The 20,593-nt window shown below is 73.3% G+C and carries 14 protein-coding genes; 6 read left to right on the forward strand and 8 right to left on the reverse strand.

Annotation, left to right across the window (positions count from 1 at the left end):
- Nucleotides 1–6 precede the first annotated feature (6 nt).
- Nucleotides 7–615 carry a trimeric intracellular cation channel family protein gene (locus tag ABD331_RS16415; RefSeq protein WP_344475420.1) on the forward strand — a complete coding sequence of 203 codons (609 nt, stop codon included), beginning with the start codon at nucleotides 7–9 and terminating at the stop codon, nucleotides 613–615.
- 40 nt (nucleotides 616–655) lie between these two features.
- Here the strand turns inward: ABD331_RS16415 and yczR are convergent, their stop codons facing one another.
- Nucleotides 656–2,086 carry a MocR-like transcription factor YczR gene (gene yczR / locus ABD331_RS16420; RefSeq protein ID WP_344475422.1) on the reverse strand — a complete coding sequence of 477 codons (1,431 nt, stop codon included), beginning with the start codon at nucleotides 2,084–2,086 and terminating at the stop codon, nucleotides 656–658.
- Nucleotides 2,087–2,148: 62 nt separating this feature from the next.
- On the opposite strand from yczR, the gene yczE reads away from it, so the two are divergent.
- From yczE to ABD331_RS16440, 4 genes are all read left to right on the forward strand, one after another.
- On the forward strand, nucleotides 2,149–2,784 hold the full coding sequence (gene yczE / locus ABD331_RS16425) for a membrane protein YczE (protein ID WP_344475424.1): 636 nt from the start codon (nucleotides 2,149–2,151) through the stop codon (nucleotides 2,782–2,784).
- Between the two features lie 45 nt (nucleotides 2,785–2,829).
- Nucleotides 2,830–4,587, forward strand: coding sequence for a glycoside hydrolase family 15 protein (locus ABD331_RS16430; protein ID WP_344475426.1), 1,758 nt, complete (start codon nucleotides 2,830–2,832; stop codon nucleotides 4,585–4,587).
- Nucleotides 4,588–4,710: 123 nt separating this feature from the next.
- Entirely contained in the window at nucleotides 4,711–6,420 is a 1,710-nt protein-coding gene (locus ABD331_RS16435) for a PHP domain-containing protein (protein WP_344475428.1), read from the forward strand.
- Complete coding sequence (locus tag ABD331_RS16440) at nucleotides 6,417–7,124, forward strand: hypothetical protein (RefSeq protein WP_344475430.1); 708 nt, start codon at nucleotides 6,417–6,419, stop codon at nucleotides 7,122–7,124. The genes ABD331_RS16435 and ABD331_RS16440 overlap by 4 nt, the downstream gene beginning before the upstream one ends.
- Nucleotide 7,125: 1 nt before the next feature.
- Here ABD331_RS16440 and ABD331_RS16445 read toward each other — a convergent pair whose 3' ends face one another.
- Together ABD331_RS16445 and ABD331_RS16450 are read right to left on the reverse strand one after the other, a co-directional pair.
- The gene (locus ABD331_RS16445) at nucleotides 7,126–8,049 is read right to left on the reverse strand and encodes a lytic transglycosylase domain-containing protein (protein ID WP_344475432.1); all 924 of its coding nucleotides are present in this window, start codon (nucleotides 8,047–8,049) and stop codon (nucleotides 7,126–7,128) included.
- A gap of 37 nt (nucleotides 8,050–8,086) precedes the next feature.
- Entirely contained in the window at nucleotides 8,087–9,592 is a 1,506-nt protein-coding gene (locus ABD331_RS16450) for an acyl-CoA dehydrogenase family protein (RefSeq protein WP_344475434.1), read from the reverse strand.
- Between the two features lie 176 nt (nucleotides 9,593–9,768).
- Here ABD331_RS16450 and ABD331_RS16455 point away from each other — a divergent pair, with 176 nt between their 5' ends.
- Nucleotides 9,769–11,151 (forward strand): hypothetical protein, encoded by a 1,383-nt coding sequence (locus tag ABD331_RS16455; RefSeq protein WP_344475436.1) that lies wholly within the window; start codon nucleotides 9,769–9,771, stop codon nucleotides 11,149–11,151.
- Between the two features lie 48 nt (nucleotides 11,152–11,199).
- Here the strand turns inward: ABD331_RS16455 and ABD331_RS16460 are convergent, their stop codons facing one another.
- The 5 genes from ABD331_RS16460 to ABD331_RS16480 form a co-directional block, all read right to left on the reverse strand.
- Nucleotides 11,200–12,447, reverse strand: a complete 1,248-nt coding sequence (locus tag ABD331_RS16460) for a cation:proton antiporter (RefSeq protein ID WP_344475438.1) — start codon at nucleotides 12,445–12,447, stop codon at nucleotides 11,200–11,202.
- A gap of 264 nt (nucleotides 12,448–12,711) precedes the next feature.
- Complete coding sequence (locus tag ABD331_RS16465; protein WP_344475440.1) at nucleotides 12,712–16,008, reverse strand: PQQ-dependent sugar dehydrogenase; 3,297 nt, start codon at nucleotides 16,006–16,008, stop codon at nucleotides 12,712–12,714.
- Nucleotides 16,009–16,104: 96 nt separating this feature from the next.
- The gene (locus tag ABD331_RS16470) at nucleotides 16,105–17,286 is read right to left on the reverse strand and encodes a sugar phosphate isomerase/epimerase family protein (RefSeq protein WP_344475442.1); all 1,182 of its coding nucleotides are present in this window, start codon (nucleotides 17,284–17,286) and stop codon (nucleotides 16,105–16,107) included.
- A 208-nt stretch (nucleotides 17,287–17,494) separates the two neighbouring features.
- Nucleotides 17,495–18,667, reverse strand: coding sequence for an ROK family transcriptional regulator (locus tag ABD331_RS16475; RefSeq protein ID WP_344475444.1), 1,173 nt, complete (start codon nucleotides 18,665–18,667; stop codon nucleotides 17,495–17,497).
- Between the two features lie 251 nt (nucleotides 18,668–18,918).
- Complete coding sequence (locus ABD331_RS16480) at nucleotides 18,919–20,532, reverse strand: carboxylesterase/lipase family protein (protein WP_344475446.1); 1,614 nt, start codon at nucleotides 20,530–20,532, stop codon at nucleotides 18,919–18,921.
- Nucleotides 20,533–20,593 lie beyond the last annotated feature (61 nt).

A 20,593-nucleotide genomic window follows, 5' to 3' on the forward strand; every position in this document is an offset into this window, starting at 1 on the left:
CCGATCGTGTCTGAACTTCTCGACCTTGCCGGCATCTTCGTCTTCGCCCTGTCCGGCGCGCTCATGGGGGTGCGCAAGCGGCTCGACGCCGTCGGGATGGGGGTGCTGGCCGGGATGACCGCGCTCGGCGGCGGCGTCGTGCGCGACCTCATCCTGAACGTGCGGCCGATCGCCTTCCAGAGCCTCGGGTACGTGCTGGTGCCCATCGCCGCCACGGTGATCGTCTTCTTCTTCCATCCGCACGTGGCCCGCGTCATGCCGGCCATCCTGGTGCTCGACGCGGCGGGGCTCGGCCTGTTCTGCGCGGTCGGCACCGAGAAGGCCATGGCGTACGGCCTGAGCCCGCTGCACTCGGCGCTCCTCGGGGTGACGACCGCCGTGGGCGGGGGCATGCTGCGCGACGTGCTGGCCGGGGAGATCCCCACGCTGCTGTACGACCGGCAGCTCTACGCGGTGCCCGCGCTGCTGGGGTCGGCGGCGATGGCCGGGTTGTCGTCCTACGGGTGGCACGGGTGGCCGGCCACGCTGGCGGCGGCGCTGCTGGCGTTCGGGCTGCGGATCGCGGCGATGCGCTACAAGTGGCGCGCGCCGCTGGCCAGGGGCGTCAGCGAATGACGCGGAGTCAGGGGCGTCGGCGAGTGACGCCCGAAGACGTTCACACCATCGCGATGAGCTGGTCCGGCGGGCGCGGGGCGCCGGTGGGGCCGTGGTCGCGGGCGGCGCGCAGACGGAGGACCGCGTCCGCGAGCAGGCAAGGCGGCTGGGTGTACGGCAGCCGCAGGTAGCCCTCCAAGGTGCCCTCCAGCCCGAACCAGGGGCCGGGCGCCAGGCGTACCCCGTGGGAGAGCGCGGCCTCCGCGAGCGCCGTGGAGCCGGCCCCGTCCAGGCGGGCCCAGAGGGCGCCGCCGCCGCGCGGCAGCTCGAACGTCCACTCCGGCAGGTGGGCGCGCAGCTCGGCGGCCAGGGCGTCGCGGGAGGCGCGCAGCGTGCGGCGGCGCTCGGCGCGGGTCTCCTCCAGCCGGTCGAACAGCCGCGCCACGACGAGCTGCTCCAGCACGGGGCTGGCGATGTCCACCGACGAGCGGAACGTGGTGAGGCGGCGGGCCAGGGCGGCGGTGGCGCGGATCCAGCCGATGCGCAGCCCGCCCCACCACAGCTTGGAGGCTGAGCCGATGCTGATGACGCGGTTGTCGGTGTCGAAGGCGGCCATCGGGGAGGTGGCGGGCACGTCGTCGAGCGCGAGCTCCGACCAGGTCTCGTCCACCAGGAGCAGCGTGCCGGCGCGGCGGGCGGCGCCGACGACGGCGGCACGCACGGGGTCGGCCATGAGGGCGCCCGTCGGGTTCTGGAAGTCGGGCATGAGGTAGGCCAGGCGCGCCCCCGACTGGAGCATGGCGCCGGCGACGAGGTCGGGCCGCCAGCCGTCGTGGGAGACGCCGACGGGGACGATGCGGGCGCCGCGCCTGCGGGCGGCGTCGATGGCGTGCGGGTACGTCGGCGACTCCACGATCACCGCGTCGCCGGGGCCGGCGAGCAGGCCCATGACGAGGTGGAGGGCGTGCTGGGCGCCGGTGGTGACGACGATCTGCTCCGGCCTGGTGGCCACTCCCCTGGCGGTGTAGCGGGCGGCGACGCGTTCCCTGAGCGACGGCAGGCCCATGGGGTCGTAGCCGTTGCCCATGCCGTACCTGGGCAGGTCCTCGACCGCCGCCGTCATGGCGGCGACCAGGGAGGCGGGGGCGGCCGGGGCGGCGGTGTGGAGCTGGATGAGGCCGTCGCGGTCGGTGCCGAGCCACGGATTGTCGGGCGAGACGGCCGGGTCGGGCAGGGCGGTCCAGCTTCCCGAGCCCTGGCGGCTCTCCAGGTAGCCGCCCTCGCGCAGCAGGTCGTAGGCGGCGGTCACGGTGGTGCGGCTGACCTTCAGGGTCTCGGCGAGGTGGCGTTCTGCGGGCAGGCGCACGCGGACCGGGATCTGGCCGTCCATGATCAGCGTGCGGACGCCGTCGGCGAGGGCGCGGTAGTACGGGCGCGCCGCCGGATCGACGTCCACGAGCCGCGCCACCTGCATGGCTGACATGTGCCGCATAAGGCCACTTTTCGGGATTGGCCCTGTTTTGGCAAATCGGAGGATGCCAATCTGAAGCCATCATGAGCGAATCAACCGTCCCGCTGCCGAGCTCGCTGCCCGCCCGGCTCGTCCGCCTCTACGGCGGTCTGGCCCTGTACGGGCTCGGCATCGCCCTCCAGGTGAAGTCGGGCCTCGGCAACGGCCCGTGGAACGTCTTCCACGAGGGCGCCGCGCTGCGTACCGGCCTGTCGATCGGGACCGTCATCCTCGCGGTGGGCGCGCTGGTCATGCTGCTGTGGATCCCGATGAGGCAGCGGCCCGGCCTCGGCACGATCAGCAACGTGCTGCTCGTCGGCCCGTTCGCGGACGCCGCGATCTTCCTGCTGCCCGACACCGGCCACCTGGCGTTCCAGACTTTCTACCTGATCATGGGCGTGGTCGTCATCGCCCTGTCCACCCTGCTCTACATCGGCGCCGGCCTGGGCCCCGGCCCCCGCGACGGCATCATGACGGGCCTGGTGCGGCTGGGCATGTCCGTACGGCTGGCGCGCCTGTCCATCGAGGTCGCGGTGCTGATCGCGGGCTGGCTGCTGGGCGGCACGGTGGGTCTGGGGACGGTGGTGTTCGCGCTGGCGATCGGGCCGTTGACGCAGGTGTTCACCCGCTGGTTCCCTCTGACTGATCCCGTGGCCAGGGACGGGCATGACGCGACATGATCGGCCCGGCCACGGGATCACCTCTTCTCGCAGTAGCGTCTAGGCATGCGGATCGAGGATTACGCGCTGATCGGAGACATGCAGTCCGCCGCGCTCGTGGGACGGGACGGCTCCATCGACTGGCTCTGCCTGCCCAGGTTCGACTCGCCGGCCTGTTTCGCGGCGCTGCTCGGCAGCGAGCGCAACGGGCACTGGTGGCTCGGCCCCACGGGCAGGAAACCCGCCACCAGACGACGGTACCGGCCTGACACGCTCATCCTGGAGAGCGAGTGGGACACCCCCACGGGCACCGTCCGTGTGATCGACTTCATGCCGCCGCGCGACCGCAACCCCGACGTGGTCCGCATCGTGGAGGGCGTGTCCGGGTCCGTCCAGGTCTCCACGCAGCTCCGGGTGCGCTTCGACTACGGCCGCATCGTGCCGTGGGTGCGCCGCACCAACGGCCACCTCCAGGCCATCGGCGGGCCCGACTCGGTGTGGCTGCACTCCCCCGTGCCGCTCAAGGGCGGCGACTACGCCCACCGGGCCACGTTCACCGTCCACGAGGGCGAGCGGCTGCCGTTCGTGTTCACCTGGCATCCCTCGCACGAGCCGATGCCGCCGCAGATCCACTGCGAGAGCCAGCTCGACGAGACCGAGGCGTTCTGGGCCGAGTGGGTCGGCAGGTGCACCTACTCGGGGCCGTACCGGGAGGCCGTGGTCCGGTCGCTGATCACGCTCAAGGGCCTGACGTACGCGCCGACCGGCGGCATCGTCGCCGCGCCCACCACGTCCCTGCCGGAGGACCTGGGCGGCGTGCGCAACTGGGACTACCGCTTCTGCTGGCTGCGCGACGCCACGCTCACGCTCGACGCGCTGATCAGCTCCGGCTACCTGGAGGAGGCCGGCGACTGGCGGGCCTGGCTGCTGCGCGCGATCGCCGGACGCCCGCAGGACCTGCAGATCATGTACGGCGTCGCGGGCGAGCGCCGCCTGCCCGAGCTGCGCCTCGACTGGCTGGACGGCTACGAGGGCTCCCGCCCCGTCCGCATCGGCAACGAGGCCGTCAAGCAGCTCCAGCTCGACGTCTACGGCGAGGTGATGAACTCCCTGTACGTCGCCCGCACGCGCGGCCTGTCCGCCGACGACCGGGCGTGGACCATCCAGCGGCAGCTCCTCGACTACGTGGAGGACCACTGGGACGAGCCCGACGAGGGCCTGTGGGAGGTGCGCGGCCCGCGCCGGCACTTCGTGCACTCCAAGGTGATGTGCTGGGCGGCGCTCGACAGGGCCGTCAAGTACGTCGAGCGCTTCGGCCGCACCGGGCCGGTCGACAAGTGGCGGACGCTGCGCGACGTCATCCACGCGGAGATCTGCGAGAAGGGCTACGACGCGCAGCGCAACACCTTCACCCAGTCCTACGGCTCGTCGGAGCTGGACGCGGCGCTGCTGATGATCCCCATGGTCGGCTTCCTGCCGATCGACGACCCCCGGGTGCAGGGCACGGTGGCGGCGATCGAGAAGGAGCTGATGTCCGACGGGTTCGTGCTGCGCTACCCGATCGCCGAGGACAACGACGTGGACGGGCTGCAGGGCGGCGAGGGCGCGTTCCTGGCGTGCAGCTTCTGGATGGTGGAGGTGATGGCGATGCAGGGGCGCAGGGACGAGGCCGAGGACCTGTTCGAGCGGCTGCTGTCGCTGCGCAACGACGTGGGGCTGCTGGCGGAGGAGTACGACCCGCGTTACGGGCGGCTGGTCGGCAACTTCCCGCAGGCCTTCAGCCACGTGCCCCTGGTGCACGCGGCGCGCGCCCTGTCTTCTTGACCGCCCTGTTGGCCGTGGGCTGGGCATGCGCCGCTCCCCTGGCGTTCATGTCCGATTCATCCGCTTCCGCCACGCTCCCGCCGTAGCCGGCGCACCCTTTCCGGCGGGACGGAGAAACACCCCATGGGCCACGGGCACCACCACCACGATCACGACCACTCGCACGAGCGGCCCGGAGACACCGAGGCCGCCGTGGCGCGGGACCTGTCGGTCCCCGACGGCGAGCTGTCGCCCGGCCAGCTCTCCCGCCGCCGCATGTTCCGGCGGGCCGGGCTGCTGGGCGCCGGGCTGACCGCCGCGGGCGTGCTGGGCGGCGAGGGCCAGGCCGCCGCTTCCACGGGCTTCGACGGGGGACGCGGGCGGGAGCCGAGGGACGGCTACCAGTGGCTGGCGGGCGACCACCACATCCACACCCAGTACAGCTCCGACGCCGTCTACCGGGTCATCGACCACGTGCGCCACGCCAACGCGTACGGGCTGGGCTGGATGGTCATCACCGACCACGGCGGCGCCACCCACGCCAAGATCGGCGTGGACAAGGTCAACCCGGACATCGTGGCGGCCCGCGAGGCCGTCCAGGACACGCTCGTCTTCCAGGGCCTGGAGTGGAACATCCCGGCCGCCGAGCACGGCACCGTGTTCGTCGCGCCGGGCAGGAACGAGGTGGCGACGCTCAAGGAGTTCGAGAGCTCCTTCGACGGGTCGGTGAAGGGCGCGAGCTCCAACACGCCGCAGAACGAGGCGCTGGCCATCGCCGGGCTGAACTTCCTGGCCGAGGCGGTCAGGAAGCGGCGCGTGCCCGACGCGCTGTTCCTGGCCAACCACCCGTCCAGGAAGGGCATCGACTCGCCGCACGAGATCCGCGGCTGGCGCGACGCCCAGCCGTCGATCGCGATCGGCATGGAGGGCGCGCCCGGCCACCAGGCCGCCGGCATCGCCAAGCCGAACGGCCCCGGCGGCGGGCGCGGCTACTACGACAGCACCCCCGGCGCCGACTCCTTCCCCGGCTACCCGGCCGAGAGCTACAAGACGTTCGGCGGGTTCGACTGGATGACCGCGACCGTCGGCGGCCTGTGGGACAGCCTCCTCGCCGAGGGCAAGCCGTGGTGGATCACCGCCAACTCCGACTCCCACTGGGTGCACGGCGACACCAGCGACCGCGGCCCGGGCAGCGACTTCAACGCCAACGGCCGCTACGAGGACCCGATCTACAAGGGCGTGGCCAACTTCGGCTCCGGCGACTTCTGGCCCGGCTTCTACAGCCGGACGCACGCCGGCGCCGAGGACTTCTCCTACCGCGCCGTCATGGACGCCCTGCGCGCCGGCCGCGTCTGGGTCGATCACGGCGGCCTGATCAGCGGGCTGGTGGTGCGGGCCCGCGCCGCCGGCACCGGCCAGCGGGGCGTGACGCTCGGCGGCACCCTCCAGGTACGGCAGGGCGCCCGCGTCGAGCTGGCCATCGAGATCACCCTGGCCGGGCGGCCCAACTGGGCGCAGTTCGTGCCTACCCTGGCCCGGGTGGACGTCATCCAGGGCGACGTCACCGGCGCCGTCTCCGACAAGGACGCCTTCACCACGCCGAACACGAAGGTCGTGCAGTCGTACGAGGTGAACAAGAACAGCGGCACCGTCACCTTCACCTACCAGCTCGGCGCCGTGGACCGGCCCGTCTACCTGCGGCTGCGCGGCACCGACGGCAAGCGCGCCGCGCCCGGACTGCTGGGGGCGGCGGTCGACCCGAACGGGCCCGCCATCGACGTGTACGGCGACGCCGACCCGTGGAACGACCTGTGGTTCTACAGCAACCCGATCTGGGTGCTGCCGCGCCGATGATCCTCGGTCTCGACGCGGGCTCCCGGACGGTGGCCGAGGCCGAGCACCTGCTCCACACCGTGGTGCGGGGGCTCGGCCTGCCGGGCGACACCGTAGGGTGCACCCATTTCGTTCCGGCGGGCACGGCGGGCGACGAACCGCACGTCGCCTGCTCCCTGACCGTCCCCGGCCCGCTCCCCCTGCCGGTCACCTCACCCAGCACCTCCTCAGGCACCTCGCCCAGCACCTCGCCCAGCGCCTCCTCGGGCGCCTCCCCTGGCGTGTCGTGGGCGCCTGCCGAGTCCGACCCGGCCGGCTCGCCGGTCTTGTCGCGGGCGGTGGGCGAGTCCGGCCCGGTCGGCTCGCCGGTCTTGTCCTGGGCGTTGGGTGAGGCGCGCGGCGGGCCGCTGGCGGCGGGTGCGGCGCTGGCGGCGGCCGAGCACGAGGCCAGGCGGAGCGGGAGGGTCGTCACCTTCCCCGGCCGCGACCTGCTCACCGGCACCCTCAGCGCGGGCGAGCTGCGCGACGGCTCGGCCATCGACCAGGTGCTGCTGCTCGCCTCCCCAGACCCGCCACCCGACGACGTCCCGGTCCTCACCAACAATCACGTCAGGCCCATCTGGCGGGACGGCCTCATGACCCTGCTCACCATGCCCGCCGCCGGCGGCCGGATCACCCCCGCCGAGGTGCCGAACCCCACCCCCTGCTGCGCCGACCACGCCTGACCTAAGGGCCGGTCAGGCGGCGCTCCCCCGCCGTGGTGATCACGTACACCTGCCAGGTGTAGTAGGCGTAGTAGGCGCGCGGGTCGCGCTTGATCTGGCCGGCGTGCAGCAGGATGGCGTTCACGTACGCCTGGGACGGGTTGTAGGCGTGCAGGGCCCGCCGGTAGTCGCGGGGCGCGCCGCTGGCCTTGAGGTAGTTGGCCGCGCCCATCACCGCGTCGCGCGGGTCGCGCACGTCGCCGCCCATCCCGTACGCCTTCCACGTGGCGGGCATGAACTGCATCGGCCCCTGGGCGCCGACGTGGCTGTCGGCCTTCACCCGTCCGAACTTCGTCTCCGAGAACATCACCGCCGCCAGCACCTCCCACTCCACCCCGAACTTCCGCTCGGCCTTCTTGAAGTAGCCGAGCAGCTCCCCTGCGGGGCGGGCGGGCTGCGTCTTGAAGACGGCGTCCGGGTCGATGGGGTGGGCCAGGGCGAGCAGACCGCGGATCGCCTCCGTGTTGTCCCTGGCCTGCGCGGCCAGTGCCTTGGGCAGGCGGGCGAAGGCCTTGGTCGCCAGTGGGGGGTGGCGGGCGGCGTAGCGGTAGATGCGCTGCTGGTGCAGGGCCAGCAGTTCGAGGTCCTCGGGCGGCTCGCCGTCCTTGGACCAGGCGTCGATGGACGCGTTGAGCTCCTCGGTGGTCTCCTCCAGGGCCGCTGCCAGTTTGGCGGCGGTGGTGGGGATCTTCTCGTCGGGTGCCGGGAGCTCCTTCTCCGGCGTCACCGTCTCCGTCGCCGTCGCCGTCGCCGTGATGGTCGGCTGATCGGCCGGTGGGCTGGTCGGCGTGGTCGCCGGAGCCGTTCCGCACGCCGCCGCGCAGGCGAGCAGACAGGCGGGCAGGGCCAGCCGTCGGGGTCGAGAGTGCTTCGGGCGTGCCTCCATGGAGCGCCAACCTACCCGGTACGAGCCCCTGTGATCGTCACTCGGTCACTCCCGGGTCGCCGAAGGCGAGCTTGCCCGCGTACAGGAGGGTCGCCTCGGGGGTGAGGGGGTGGAACGTCCCGGCGCGGACGTCGCGGCAGGCGCGTTCGAGCGGGGAGCGGCGGAAGTACGAGCCTCCGCCCGCCAGGTCCATGGCCAGGCCGACCACCTCCACGGCGGCCAGGACCGCCTCCCTCTTCGCGATCATCACGGTGGCGAGTGTGTCGGGGGTGCAGGCGTAGCCGGGGCCGAGGTCGTCCAGCGCGCCGGTGAGCGACCACCAGGCGGTCCTGAGGCGGGCGTCCATGAGCCCGGCCACCCGCTGCGCGGTGGGCGACACGGTCGCAGGACGGGAGCCGTGCGGCGGAGCGGCGGTCTGAGACGCGGCGCTCCCAGCCTGAGACGCGCCGCCGTCCCCAGCACGAGACGCCGCACCGCCCTCAGCCGCAGACACGCCGCCGCCCTCAGCGCGAGACGCAGCGCCGGTTGCGGCGACGGCGGGGCTGGTGGCGGCGGGGCTGGTGGCGGCGGGGCTGGTGGCGGCGGTGCTGGTGGCGGGGGAGGTGCCGGTGCCGGTGGTGGTGGTGGCGGAGGCGGTGGTGCCGGTGGCAGCAGAGGTGGTGGCAGCGGAGGTGGTGGCGGGGGTGAGGGTGCGGGGTTGGGCTCGGGTGCGGGCTCGGGTGAGGGCGGCGTCGCGGGCCTGGGCGGCGATGCCGAGGTAGGTGGCGGCGACGACCGGCGCGAAGTGCACCTCGGCCGTGGTCAGCACGTCGCCGAACTCGCCCCACGGCCGCCGGGCCACGATCGCCTCGGCCGGGACGCGTACGTCGTCGAGGACGAGGTCGTGGCTGGCGGTGCCGCGCATGCCGAGCGTGTCCCAGGTCTCCTCCAGCCGCACGCCGGGCGAGGGCAGCGGCACCGAGAAGTGCGCCACCTCGGCACCGGGGCCCGGCCGGCCGAGCACCGCGCAGGTGCTGACGGCGCCGGCCTCGGGGGCCTGGCTGCAGAAGACCTTGCGTCCGCTGACCCGCAGCGAGCCGTCGTCCTGGACGGTGGCGACCGTGTCCGGCCACAGCCAGTCGGAGCCGCCGCTGGTGGCGATCACCAGGTCGCTTGAGGCGATCCGGCGCAGCACCTGACCGGCGCCCGGCGCGCCGCGTTCGTGCAGGAAGGCCTGAGTGAGTGTGCTGTGCAGGTGCATGGAGACGGCCAGCGCGGTGGCGCCGTCGTGGCGGCCCAGCTCGGCTTGCGCGTAGCAGACCTGCCGCAGGGACGCCCCCAGCCCGCCCAGTTCGGCGGGCACGGGGAGGCGCAGGTAGCCGTGCTCGCGCATCGCGCGGTAGGCGGGGGCCACGAAGGTGGCGTCCCGGTCGTGCTCGGCCGCGTGCCGCGCCGCCACCGCGCCGATCCGCGCCGCCAGCGGTACGAACGCGTCGTCACCGTCCCTGACCGGCGCCGGGTAGGCGCGGCGGACCCGCTCGGGCGCCGCAGGTGTCGTCGCCATGGTGATCAGTCCCCTCCTGGCTCGTCCTTCAGCGAGCAAGGCAGAGGCGGCGGAACGGGCGAAAAGTACGCCGGGGTGACGTGTGCGGGGTCAGGAACTGCCTTCGGGCGCAGCGCCCTGCCCACGATGCGCACGTCGTCAATCTCAGACTCATTACAGGGGCGTATTCTCCGGATGTGCCGGACATCGCCTTCCTGCTGTTCTTCGTGGTCATCTACGGGGTGCCGGTGATGCTGGTGTGCTGCGCCACGGTCCTCGCGGCGCTCGCCGCGCCGCGCGGGCGGCATGGCGACGTGTGGGCCGGTTACCTGTCGCGGGGAGCGAGCGTGGCGGGCATGGGGCTCGTGGGGATGGGGATCGCGGCGTGGAACACGTTCGAGGACGGGGCGTACGACGACTTCGGGTCGGCGATGACCGAGCTGGCGGCCTTCTTCAGCGCGTCGGTGTTCCTGCTCGGGCTCGGGCCCGCCGTCCCATGGCTGCTCGGCGTGCTCGGGCGGGGCTCCGCGCGGCTGCCGGGGCCGTTGCGGCCTGCGGCCCGGCACCTGGCGGACGACCGGACGCGCACCGCACCCGCCGTGGCGGCGACCATGGTGGCCACGGCGGTCACCGTCGCGCTGGTGATCGTCGCGTACGCGCAGACCGCGCAGGACAGGGCGAACCACGAGCCGCTGGCTCAGCCGGGCGCGCTCGTCGTCAACTTCAGTCCGGAGCAGGCGGCGGCTGCCGAGGCGGCCGTCCGGCAGGAGTTGCCCGGCGTGCCGCTCGCCCGCGGCCACGAGGTGGGCTCGTCGGGGTATCTCAACGTGTCGGAGAGCGATGACACCGCCTATATCGGCGACCGGGCGCTGCTGCGCTACCTCACCGGGAATCCGTCTGCGCCCCACGACCCGGGCACGGCCGTCGTGGTGGCGGCCGAGCCGCTATCGGGTCACACCGTGCAGCTCTGGCATGGACTCACCGGCCCCGACGGCTCCAAGGTCAGGAGCATCCAGGCGACCCACGCCGAGCCCGTCCCCGGCGGGCTGGAGCGGGTGTTCGTGCCCATGGAGTCCGTTCAGGGCCTGGGGTTGCGGCTCGACGTCGTGGCGCTGATCGTGGACCCCTCGCTGCATCGCGCGTCCGAGGCCGACAGGGACCGGATCGCCGCCCGGCTGGGCGATGACGCCGGGGTGTACCTGGAGCAGGGGTACCGGAGCACGGACAACTGGCGGTACCTCGCCGGGATCGTCGCGCTCATCGCCCTCGGCGGCGCGCTGGTGGCCACGGCGCGGTCGCGTCGTCCGCGGGTCCTGCGGCGGCTCGGCTCCCCGCGGCTGCTCACCGCCTGCCGGGCGGCGCTGGCGGCGGCGTGCGGCACGGTGCCGGGTGTGGTGGCCGGCTGCGTGGCCGGTCTGTTGCTGGCCTGGCCCGCCACTGCCACGGTCGGGTGGGACGTGGTGCCGCGGGTGCCGTTCGAGACGCCGTGGGGGATGATCGGGCTGCTGACCGTCGCCGTCCCGGCGCTGGCGGCGCTGGCCGGGCTGTCGCTCGGCGGCGGGAGGACGTCCGCTCACTGATCGCGGCCGGTGCTCAGGGCCGGGGCGAGGGCCGCTCGCGGCCGGTGCTCAGTGTTGGGGGGACATTCGCTCGCGGATGGCGTCCACGTGCGCCATCACCGGGGTCGCCGTGACGCCGTGCAGCACCACCGAGGCCAGCACCGTGAACCCGGTGACCGCCCACAGCTCCTCCGCCGGGACGCCGAAGTCGGCCTGCCCCAGCGCGTACGCCAGGTAGAACAGCGACCCGATCCCCCGGATGCCGAAGAACGAGATCGCCAGCCGTTCCCTCGGCCCCGCCCGTCCGCGCCACTGCACCAGCCAGCCGGCCAGCGGCCGGATGACGAACAGCAGCAGGAGGCCGACGGCGGCGCCGCGCCAGGTGAGCGCCGCCAGGCCGCCGGTCGCCACGAAGCCGCCGAGCAGGAGCAGCAGCCAGGCCGTGAGCAGCCGCTCGATCTGCTCCACGAAGCCGTGCAGCACGTTGTTGTAGCCGTGGCCGTGCTCGGCGCTCCTGATGGCGCACGCGGTGACGAACACCGCGACGAAGCCGTAGCCCTGGGCCAGCTCGGTCACCCCGTACGCGAGGAACGTGCAGGCCAGCGCGACGAAACCGTCGCGGCGCTCCGACAGGCGCAGGCCGTCCGAGCGGGCGCGGAAGAACAGCCTGCCGAGCAGGCGGCCGATCAGCAGCCCCAGGACGGCGCCGGCGGCCGTCCGGTAGAGCACGTCCGTCAGCACCCACTCCCCCGCCCAGCCCGCCGTGCCCGCCGCGACGGCGATGGCCGCGTACACGATGGGGAAGGCCAGCCCGTCGTTCAGCCCCGCCTCCGAGGTCAGCGCGAAACGGACCTCGTCGTCGGCGTTCTGGGCGTCCACGGGCTCGCCGACGTGCACGTCCGAGGCGAGCACCGGGTCGGTGGGCGCGAGGACGGCGCCGAGCAGCAGCGCGGCGCCGATCGGCCAGCCCGGCAGGGCGAGGGCGGCGGCGGCCACGCCCGCGACGGTGAGCGGCATGCCCAGGGCGAGCAGCCGCCACGTGGTGGACCAGCCGCGCGGGCCCGTGCGGCGGTTGATCGCCAGGCCCGCGCCCATGAGGGAGATGACGACGCACAGCTCGGTGATGTGTTCCAGGGCGGTGCGGTGGGCGATCGGGTCGGGGGCCGGTAAGCCGATGGGGAGGGTGAACAGGAGGACGCCTGCCAGCAGGTAGACCAGGGGCAGGGACAGGGCGCGGCGGGCGAGGTATTCGGGGAGGATCGCGGCCAGCAGCGCGGCGGCGCCGCCGAGGGCCAGGATGAGGTCGAGGGTGGGCATCGCCGACCTTCTGCCCGAAAGATCGCGAGATATCCCCTTTGGTGGGCCTCCTGTCCCGCCGTACTTCGGCGGAGGTCAGACCGCCGGGTCAGCGAGACCGCCGGGTCAGGAAGGGCGCCTGGTTGGGCGACCCAGGGCTCAGGGGCGGGAGGTGCAGGGGGCGGGGCAGGCCGGGCGGTCTCGCCGCTGGGTGCGGGAGACCGCCCGGGTAGGGAGACGGTTCGGGCAGGAAGGCCGTCGGGGTTGAGGGGCCGTCGGGGTGGGTCAGGCTGGGCGTAGGCGGTCGATGAGGGCGCGGGCGTCGCGGACCAGGGCCGACCTGACGGCCGCGTCCCGCACGTTGCCGCGCTTCTCCGCGATCTTCACGAACCGTTCGAGCGCCGCCACCGCCAGCCCCGGCTTGCCCTTCTTCTCGTGCCGCTCCGCCTGCGCGAGCTGATCCTGCAGGTCGGCCGCGGCGTTCCAGGTGATCGCCCCCGACTGGCGGAAGCGCGACACGAGCGCCCGCACGTCCGCGTACGACGTGGTCGTCACGAACGTCACGGTCGTGGACGCGGTCCGGCCCGCCTGGTCGGTGACGGTGCCGATGAGGCGGTGCTCGCCGAGCGGCAGCGTCCACAACGCCACTGGCTTGCCGGCGGCGACCGCCGCGCCGTCGATCTCCGCCTTGACCCCGGCCACGCCGGACACCGCGTCCGCGCCGGTCAGGACGGGGGTGATGGTGGCCGAGTCGCCGTAGGGCCCGGGTTGCACGCCGGTGACCGTCAGCGTCGGGTCCGACTTGTCGATCTTGACGGTGACGGTGCCGGCGGGCGAGACGTTGCCACCGTTGTCGGTGGCCCGGTAGCGGACGTCCTTGGCGCCCTCGGCGCTGAGCGTGACGGGGTTGTTGGCGTTGGCCCAGGTGACGCCGTCCAGGGAGTACTGCCGCGAGGCGACCGTGCCGTTGTCGGTGGCGGTGACGGCGAGCGTGACGTTGCCGGTGTACCAGCCGTTCGCGCCGGTCGGCTGGGCCGGGGTGAGGGTGGCGGTGACGGACGGCGGGGTGGTGTCGGCCACGCCGCCGCCCTGGAAGGTGAACGCGTCCACGTCCACGCCGCCCGAGGAGGTGACGTACAGGCGGCCGGTGCCGTCCGGCAGGTCGGCGAGCGGCGTGGTGACGCTCTGCCAGCCGTCGCCCGCCGGGACGCTCACGGTGGCGAACGGCTCGGCCGCCGGCGACTTCCACCGCAGCGACAGCGTGCCCGCGCCGGACGCCCTGGTCTGGACGCCGGTGATGCCCGCGAAGTGGACCGGGTCGTAGGCGATCCAGTCGCCCGCGTCGAACGAGGTGACCTTGGCCTTGGCGGAGGCCGTGTCGTCGGGGGTCTCGGTGACGCCGCTGCTCTCGTCGGCGTGCTCAGCCTGCGCGAGCTTGGGGTTGAGGGTGAGCGCGGCCTCGCCGACCGCGCCGGGGATGGAGCCGGCGCCGTTGTCGCGGTAGCTGACCACGACGACGCCGTAGATGTTCTCGGTCTCGCCGTGCTCGGGCGCGCTGGCCGGGGTGGGCCAGGCGCCCGAGCAGCCCGTGCCGAGCGTCTCCGGGTGCGCGTGCGTGTCGTGCCCCAGTCCGAACGTCCACTGCACCCGCGAGCAGACCGGGTTGTCGCCGTCCTCGGCGTCCGACACCCCGATCTGGTACGGCAGCGCGTTCCCCCAGTCGAAGAACCCGCCGTTCGGCGGCGTCCTGACGGTCACCACGGGCGCGGTGTTGCCCACGGTGATCTCGACGGAGGTCAGCCCGGCCCGGCCGCCGGAGTCGGTGACGCGCAGCCGGGCCGCGTACTGGCCCAGCTCGGTGTAGGTGTGGGTGGCGGTGACGCCGGTGGCGTCGAAGTCGCCGTCGCCGTCGAAGTCCCACTCGTAGGTGAGCGCGCCCGGCTCTGTGTCGGTGGAGGCGGTGGCGTCGAAGGCGACGGTGAGCGGCGCGGCGCTGCTGGAGGTCTTGTCGGCCGCGATCCTGGCCTGCGGCGTCTTGTTGGCGGGGGTGTAGTCGATGCGGTAGAGGCCGGCGTCCGGGTTGGCGCGGAAGAAGCCGTCGCCGTAGTCCAGCACGTACAGGGAGCCGTCGGGGCCGAACTCGATGTCCATCGGGCTGTCGGTGATGGGCTGCGCGGCGGTGCGCAGCGCGCTGTTGGGCAGGAAGTGCTCGATCGCGGTGACCGGCCCGTCGGCGCCCGTGAAGGTGAAGGCCGCCAGGTAGTCCTGGGAGAACTCGGCGAAGAACGCCTTGCCGTCCCAGTACTCGGGCAGCTTGCCGGGCGCCGGGTTGGCCGGGTCGTAGTGGTAGATCGGGCCGCCCATCGGGCCCTGGCCGCCCTGCGGGTCGAAGTCGGTCAGCCCGGCCCACGCGGCGGGCTGGTGGGTGTTGTTGTCGCCGTAGTACAGGTCGGCGGGCACGGCGGCCGGGAGCTGGGCCAGGCCGGTGTTCCAGCGTGAGGTGTTGCGCGGCCCGGCCGCGCAGTCGAACCACGGGCCCGGCTGGGCGGTCGCGAAGTTCCAGTCGTTGTAGTTGAAGCTGTCGCCCGTGCAGTACGGCCAGCCGCTGTTCATGGGCTTGGTGAGCGGGGTGATGTTCCACTCGACGTACCCCATGGGGCCTCTGGCGGGGTCGCCGGTGCCGGCGTCCGGGCCGTAGTCGCCCCACGACAGGGTGCCGGTCTCGGGGTCCACCTCCATCCTGAACGGGTTGCGCACGCCCGTCACGAAGATCTCCGGCCTGGTGCCGGCCGTGCCCGGCGCGAACAGGTTGCCCTCCGGGACCGTGTACGTGCCGTCCGCCGCCACCTTGATCCGCAGGATCTTGCCGCGCAGGTCGTTGCTGTTGCCCGCGCCGCGCCGCGAGTCCAGGCCCGGGTTCATGCCGGGCGCGTCGTTGTTGGGCGCCATGCCGTTGGCGCCGGGCGTGCCGGCGGGCGTGTTGTCGCCGGTGGCGAGGTAGAGGTTGCCGTCGGCGTCCCAGTCGACGTCGCCCGCGACGTGGCAGCACTGGCCGCGCTGCGTCTCGACCTTGATGATGACCTGCTCGGTGGACAGGTCCAGCGCGCCGCCGGTCCACTTGAAGCGGGAGAGCTGGTTGTAGCCCTTCCACTGGTTCCAGTACGTCTCGTCGGCTCCGGCGGGCAGCGTGTTCGGCGCCGAACCGGCGGGGGTGGTCTCCGGGTAGGGCGCGGTCATCGTCCTGGGCGCGTAGTAGACGTAGACCCACCGGTTCTCGGCGAAGTCCGGGTCGAGGGAGACCGTCTGCAGGCCGTCCTCGGAGTTGGCGTACACGGGGATGGTGTTGACGATCTTCGTGACGCCGGTGGCGGGGTCGGTCAGCCGGACGTCGCCGTTGCGGGCGGTGTGCAGCACCCGCCGGTCGGGCAGGACGGCCAGGTCGATCGGCTCGCCGACGTTCTTGGTCAGGGTGATCTTCTCGTAGCTGGACCACGTGGTGGCCGGGTCGTGCGCCCGGGCCGGTAAGGACAGGCAGGCGCCGGCCAGCACGAGGCCGCCGAGCACCGCGAGGGTACGCTGCATGGTGATGCTGCTCCTAGGACGAGGAGTGTCGAATCCCGGGCCGCCACGCCTGCCGGGCCAACGGCAGGGTCTCGTGGCGGTCCGGTCGTGTGCGCGTCAGTCGCGCAGGGCGGCCATGTTGCGGTAGCTGACCTCGGCGAGCTGAAGTGACTGCGCGGGGTCGGCGCCGGGTGCGTTGTCCTGCTCGTACATCGGGTTGTGGTACCCGGGGGATCGCAGGCGGGAGAAGAAGCGGCGGTAGTCGATGTCGCCGGTGCCGAACGGCACCATGTCGTAGCCGTTCGGCACGGCCGGGTTCGACGCGCCGTCCTTGGCGTGGAAGAGCGGGAAGCGCTTCTCCTGCGCCCTGACGGTGCGCAGCGGGTCGAAGACGTCCGTACGCGTGGAACCGTCGGGCGCGGTGTACGTGCGGTGCTTGTACTGCGCGACGTGCGCCCAGTAGATGTCCATCTCGAAGTGCACGAGCCTGGGGTCGCTGATCCGGAAGAAGTACTCCAGCTTGCGGATGCCCGACGAGCGCGTGGGCCTGCCCTGCTCGTCCAGCGGGCCGCTGTCCAGCAGGAACGCGTACGCGGCGTCGTGGTTGTGCGTGTAGAGCTTGAGGCCGGCGTCGCGGGCGATCGCGCCGAGCGCGTTCCACTTCTCCGCCGCCACGTCCCAGTCGGCCTTGTAGGCGCTGCCGGTCGGGTCGGAGCCGGTGCCCAGGTGGCCGAGGCCGAGGATGTTGGCGATCTCCAGCGACTGCTTGAACCGGTCGAGGTCGGCGGTCGTCAGCGGCCACGAGCCGGGGATGAAGCCGTGGTTGCCCTGGGCGCGCAGCCCGTACGCGTCCAGCCAGCTCCGCAGCAGCGTGGCGCCCTCGACGCTCTCCAGGCTCGCGCCGCCCTCGGCGGCGGCGTGCTGCCGGTAGCCGGCGAACTCGACCTGCCGGTAACCGATCGCCGACAGCGCCTCCAGCACGCGGCGGAAGCCGGTCGGTGAGATGGTGGTGGCCGGGTCGCGGGTGATCGCGTCGCGGACGGTGTAGAGGATGATGCCGCGCTTGCCCGGCGGGATGAGCGGCCTGTGCCTGCCTCCCACGGCGGCCTCGGCGGCTTCGGCCGGTTGGGCGAGAGGGATCGCGGCGGCGGCGGCCAGGCCGGTGGTGGCGGCGAACAGGCTGCGGCGGCTCAGCCCCAGCCGGTGGCGGAGCGTCTCGGCGCGCTCGCGCTCCTCGAGGACGTGATCAGGGGCGTCGCGGCCGGACAAGGGATCGGGTAAGGCATGGTGAGGGCTCACGCGAGGGGTTCCCTTCCTTGAGGGACGCGTGCGCCGACCACGTCGCAGCGGATCCGTGCCGGTTCCCGTGAGCATGCCACCGCCCCGGAGCCCGGACGATCACCATTGTTACGCCGCCGTCGTGAAAGGGTCAATGCCGCCAGCCGGTGCTCAGGCTTGTGCGGCCCGGTCGAGGGCGGTCAGGCTCGGGCGGCCCGGCCGAGGGCGGTCAGGCTCCGGCGGCCCGGTCGATGCTGGCGGGGGCGAGCACGTGCTCGACGACCATGACCGCCGCGCCGACGACGCCCGCCCGGTCGCCCAGCGCGCCCGCCCTGATGGCGAGGTGCTGGGTGGCCAGCGGCAACGACCGGCTGTAGATCGTCTCGCGGACGCCCGCCAGCACCTGCTCCCCCGCCTCGGCGACGTCGCCGCCGATCACGATGACGGACGGGTTGAAGAAGTTCACGATCGCCGCCATCACGGCGCCCACCTCGCGGCCGGCCTGCCGTACCAGGCGGGTGGCCCGCAGGTCGCCCGCGCGCATGAGCGCGACCACGTCCTTGCTGCCCCGGGCCTCGATCCCGGCGGCGCGCAGCGCGGCGGCCATCGACGCGCCGCCCGCGACCGCCTCCAGGCAGCCGGAGTTGCCGCACCTGCACGGCGCCTCAGAGGCGGGCACCCGGATGTGGCCGACGTCCCCGGCGGCGCCGCGCGCGCCCCTGTGCAGGCCGCCGCCGGAGATGATGCCGCAGCCGATGCCGGTGCCGATCTTGATGTAGATGAGGTGGTCGACGGCCGGGCGGGCGGCCCAGTGCTCGCCCAGCGCCATGACGTTGACGTCGTTGTCGACCAGGACGGGCGCCCCCAGCCTGGACCGCAGCCACTCGGGCACCGCGAAGCCGTCCCAGCCGGGCATGATCGGCGGGTTCACCGGGCGTCCGGTGCGGTGCTCGACCGGGCCGGGCAGCCCGACCCCGACGCCGCACACCTGCCCCGCGTCGCGCCCGGCGGCGGCCAGCAGCTCGCGGAACCCGTCGGCGACCCCGCCGAGCACCCGCTCGGGGCCCAGCTCGACAGGCAGGCTGGCGACTTGCTCGGCCAGCACGTTCAGGCCCAGGTCGAGGACGGCCAGGCGGGCGCGGGTGGCGCCCACGTCGGCGGCGAGCACCACGCGGGCGGCGCCGTTGAACGCGAACACGGCCGCCGGCCGCCCCCCGGAGGAGATCCCGCTCTCGCTCTCGACGACCCATCGGGAGCCGATCAGCCCGTCCAGCCGCTGGGAGACGGTGGATCTGGACAGGCCGGTGAGCCGGGCCAGCTCGCCCCTCGTCCTGGCCCGCCCGTCCCGCAGGATCGCCAACAGTGCCCCCGCCCCCGCCGCGTGCTGGCCGTTGGTTGGCATGGCCCCTACCTTACTTCGGAAATCGGGCGGACTTATGTTGACAAGAATTAAAAGTCAGATCTATCGTCGCGAAATATGGCGGACATCTGCGGTGAGCGGGCGTAATTCCGCGGATGTCCGGCGTTTTACGAGCTCCTCGCGCTGCGAGGGTCCGGCCCGGTCCACACCCGCCGTCGCGCCGAGACGCGCGGGCCAGGGAATGCCACCCGGGCCGGATTCGTCATGCGGGCCGTGCGCCTTTCGGTACTGGTTCAGCCGTTCTGCCACAGGTCGCAGTTGTGCTCGGCCGCCATCGTGCCCACCGGGACCGGCGTGGAGCGCCCGGCGGCCCGGAGTGACAGCAGCGAGCCGCCGAACGCCGGCCACCGGGCGGAGGACTTGGCGTACGGGTGCCCGGTGCGGGTGAAGGCGCCCCAGTAGTGCACCATGTCGCGGGCCAGCCGCCGCTCCCCCGCGTCGAACGTGGGCGCGATCGGGATGCCGTTGTCGAAGCTCGGCCACAGGTAGGCCAGCTCAGCCGCGTGCCCCGCGCCCCACACGTACCCGGCGGGCTGAGGGCTGAGGCCGGGGCCGGTGCGGTGGTCGAAGCGGTAGCCGTACACGGTGGTGTGGGCGGACAGGTCCTGGACGAAGCGGAGGGTCGGGCAGCCGCCGATGCCGGCGAAGAGGCCGGAGTCGGTGACGATGGCGCCGGTCAGGTAGGCGGAGGTGAACTGGTCGGAGGTGTCCGGCCACGGGTAGCGGGCCAGGACGGCGGCGGCGCGGTCGGCGAACAGCGTGCGTACCCACTCCTCGTACTGTTCCCTGGTCCACCCCCGGTTGCCCTGCATGAAGGTGCGGCCCTCGTCCCGGGTGGAGCCGATCATCAGCGGCACCCGCTGGAAGCGGCCCGCCCGCACGGCGGCGTCGGGGCTCTCCGGGAGCGCGGGCACGCCGTGGGTGAACGAGGTGTACTGGGGGCCGTCCACCAGCCGTCCCACGGGGAGGGCGCGCAGGCAGGCGGCGGCTGCGGCGGGATCGGGGCAGCCGTGCGCGACCGCGATGCCGCCGCCGGTGCGTTCGCCCTCGTCCACCGGACGGCTGACGCAGGAGCCGCTCTGGATGATGCCGCGGACGTACAGCCCGGCCGAGCCAGGCGCGGTCAGGTGGGCGCAGACCGAGAAGCCGCCCGCGGACTCGCCGTCGATCGTGACCTGACGGGGGTCGCCGCCGAACGCGGCGATGTTGCGCCGCACCCAGCGCAGGGCCGCCTGCTGGTCGAGCAGGCCGTAGTTGCCCGACTGGCCCGCCTCCGCGGTCAGCGCGGGGTGGGCGAGGTAGCCCAGCACGCCGAGCCGGTAGTTGACGCTCACCACGACGACGTCCTCGAGCTGGGCGATGAGCGTGCCGTCGTGCTGGTTGGCCGAGCCGTTGAGCAGGCCGCCGCCGTGGATCCAGAACAGGACGGGCAGCCGTTGTCCCGGCCGGGCGCCTTCCGGGCGGAACACGTTGAGGTACAGGCAGTCCTCGGTCTCGGAGCGGGGGCCGTTGCCGCTGGCCGCGGCCGGGCAGCGGTTGCCCCAGGCGTCCGCCGCGCGCACGCCGGTCCACGCGGGTGCGGGCTGTGGGGCGCGCCAGCGCAGGTCGCCGACGGGTGGGGCGGCGTACGGGAGGGCGAGGAAGCGGTCCACGCCGTCGGCGCGGGCGCCGCGCACCAGCCCTGACTCGGTACGCGCCACCGGCCGGTCACGGTGCTGGACGGCCGCCGGCCCGACGCCCGGCTCCGCGAACGAGACGCCGGGCGAGAAGGCGGACGAGGCTGCGGGCGAGGCCGTGGGTGTTCCGGTGAGTAACAGGGCGGTGGCGAGTGCGATGACGGTGACCATGGCGGACAGCTCCTTCTGACTGGTCCGTTCACCCCCCGTCTCATGATGTTGTGAAGAGGCC

It is taken from the genome of Nonomuraea monospora, assembly GCF_039531895.1.
GTDB classification, from domain to species: domain Bacteria; phylum Actinomycetota; class Actinomycetes; order Streptosporangiales; family Streptosporangiaceae; genus Nonomuraea; species Nonomuraea monospora.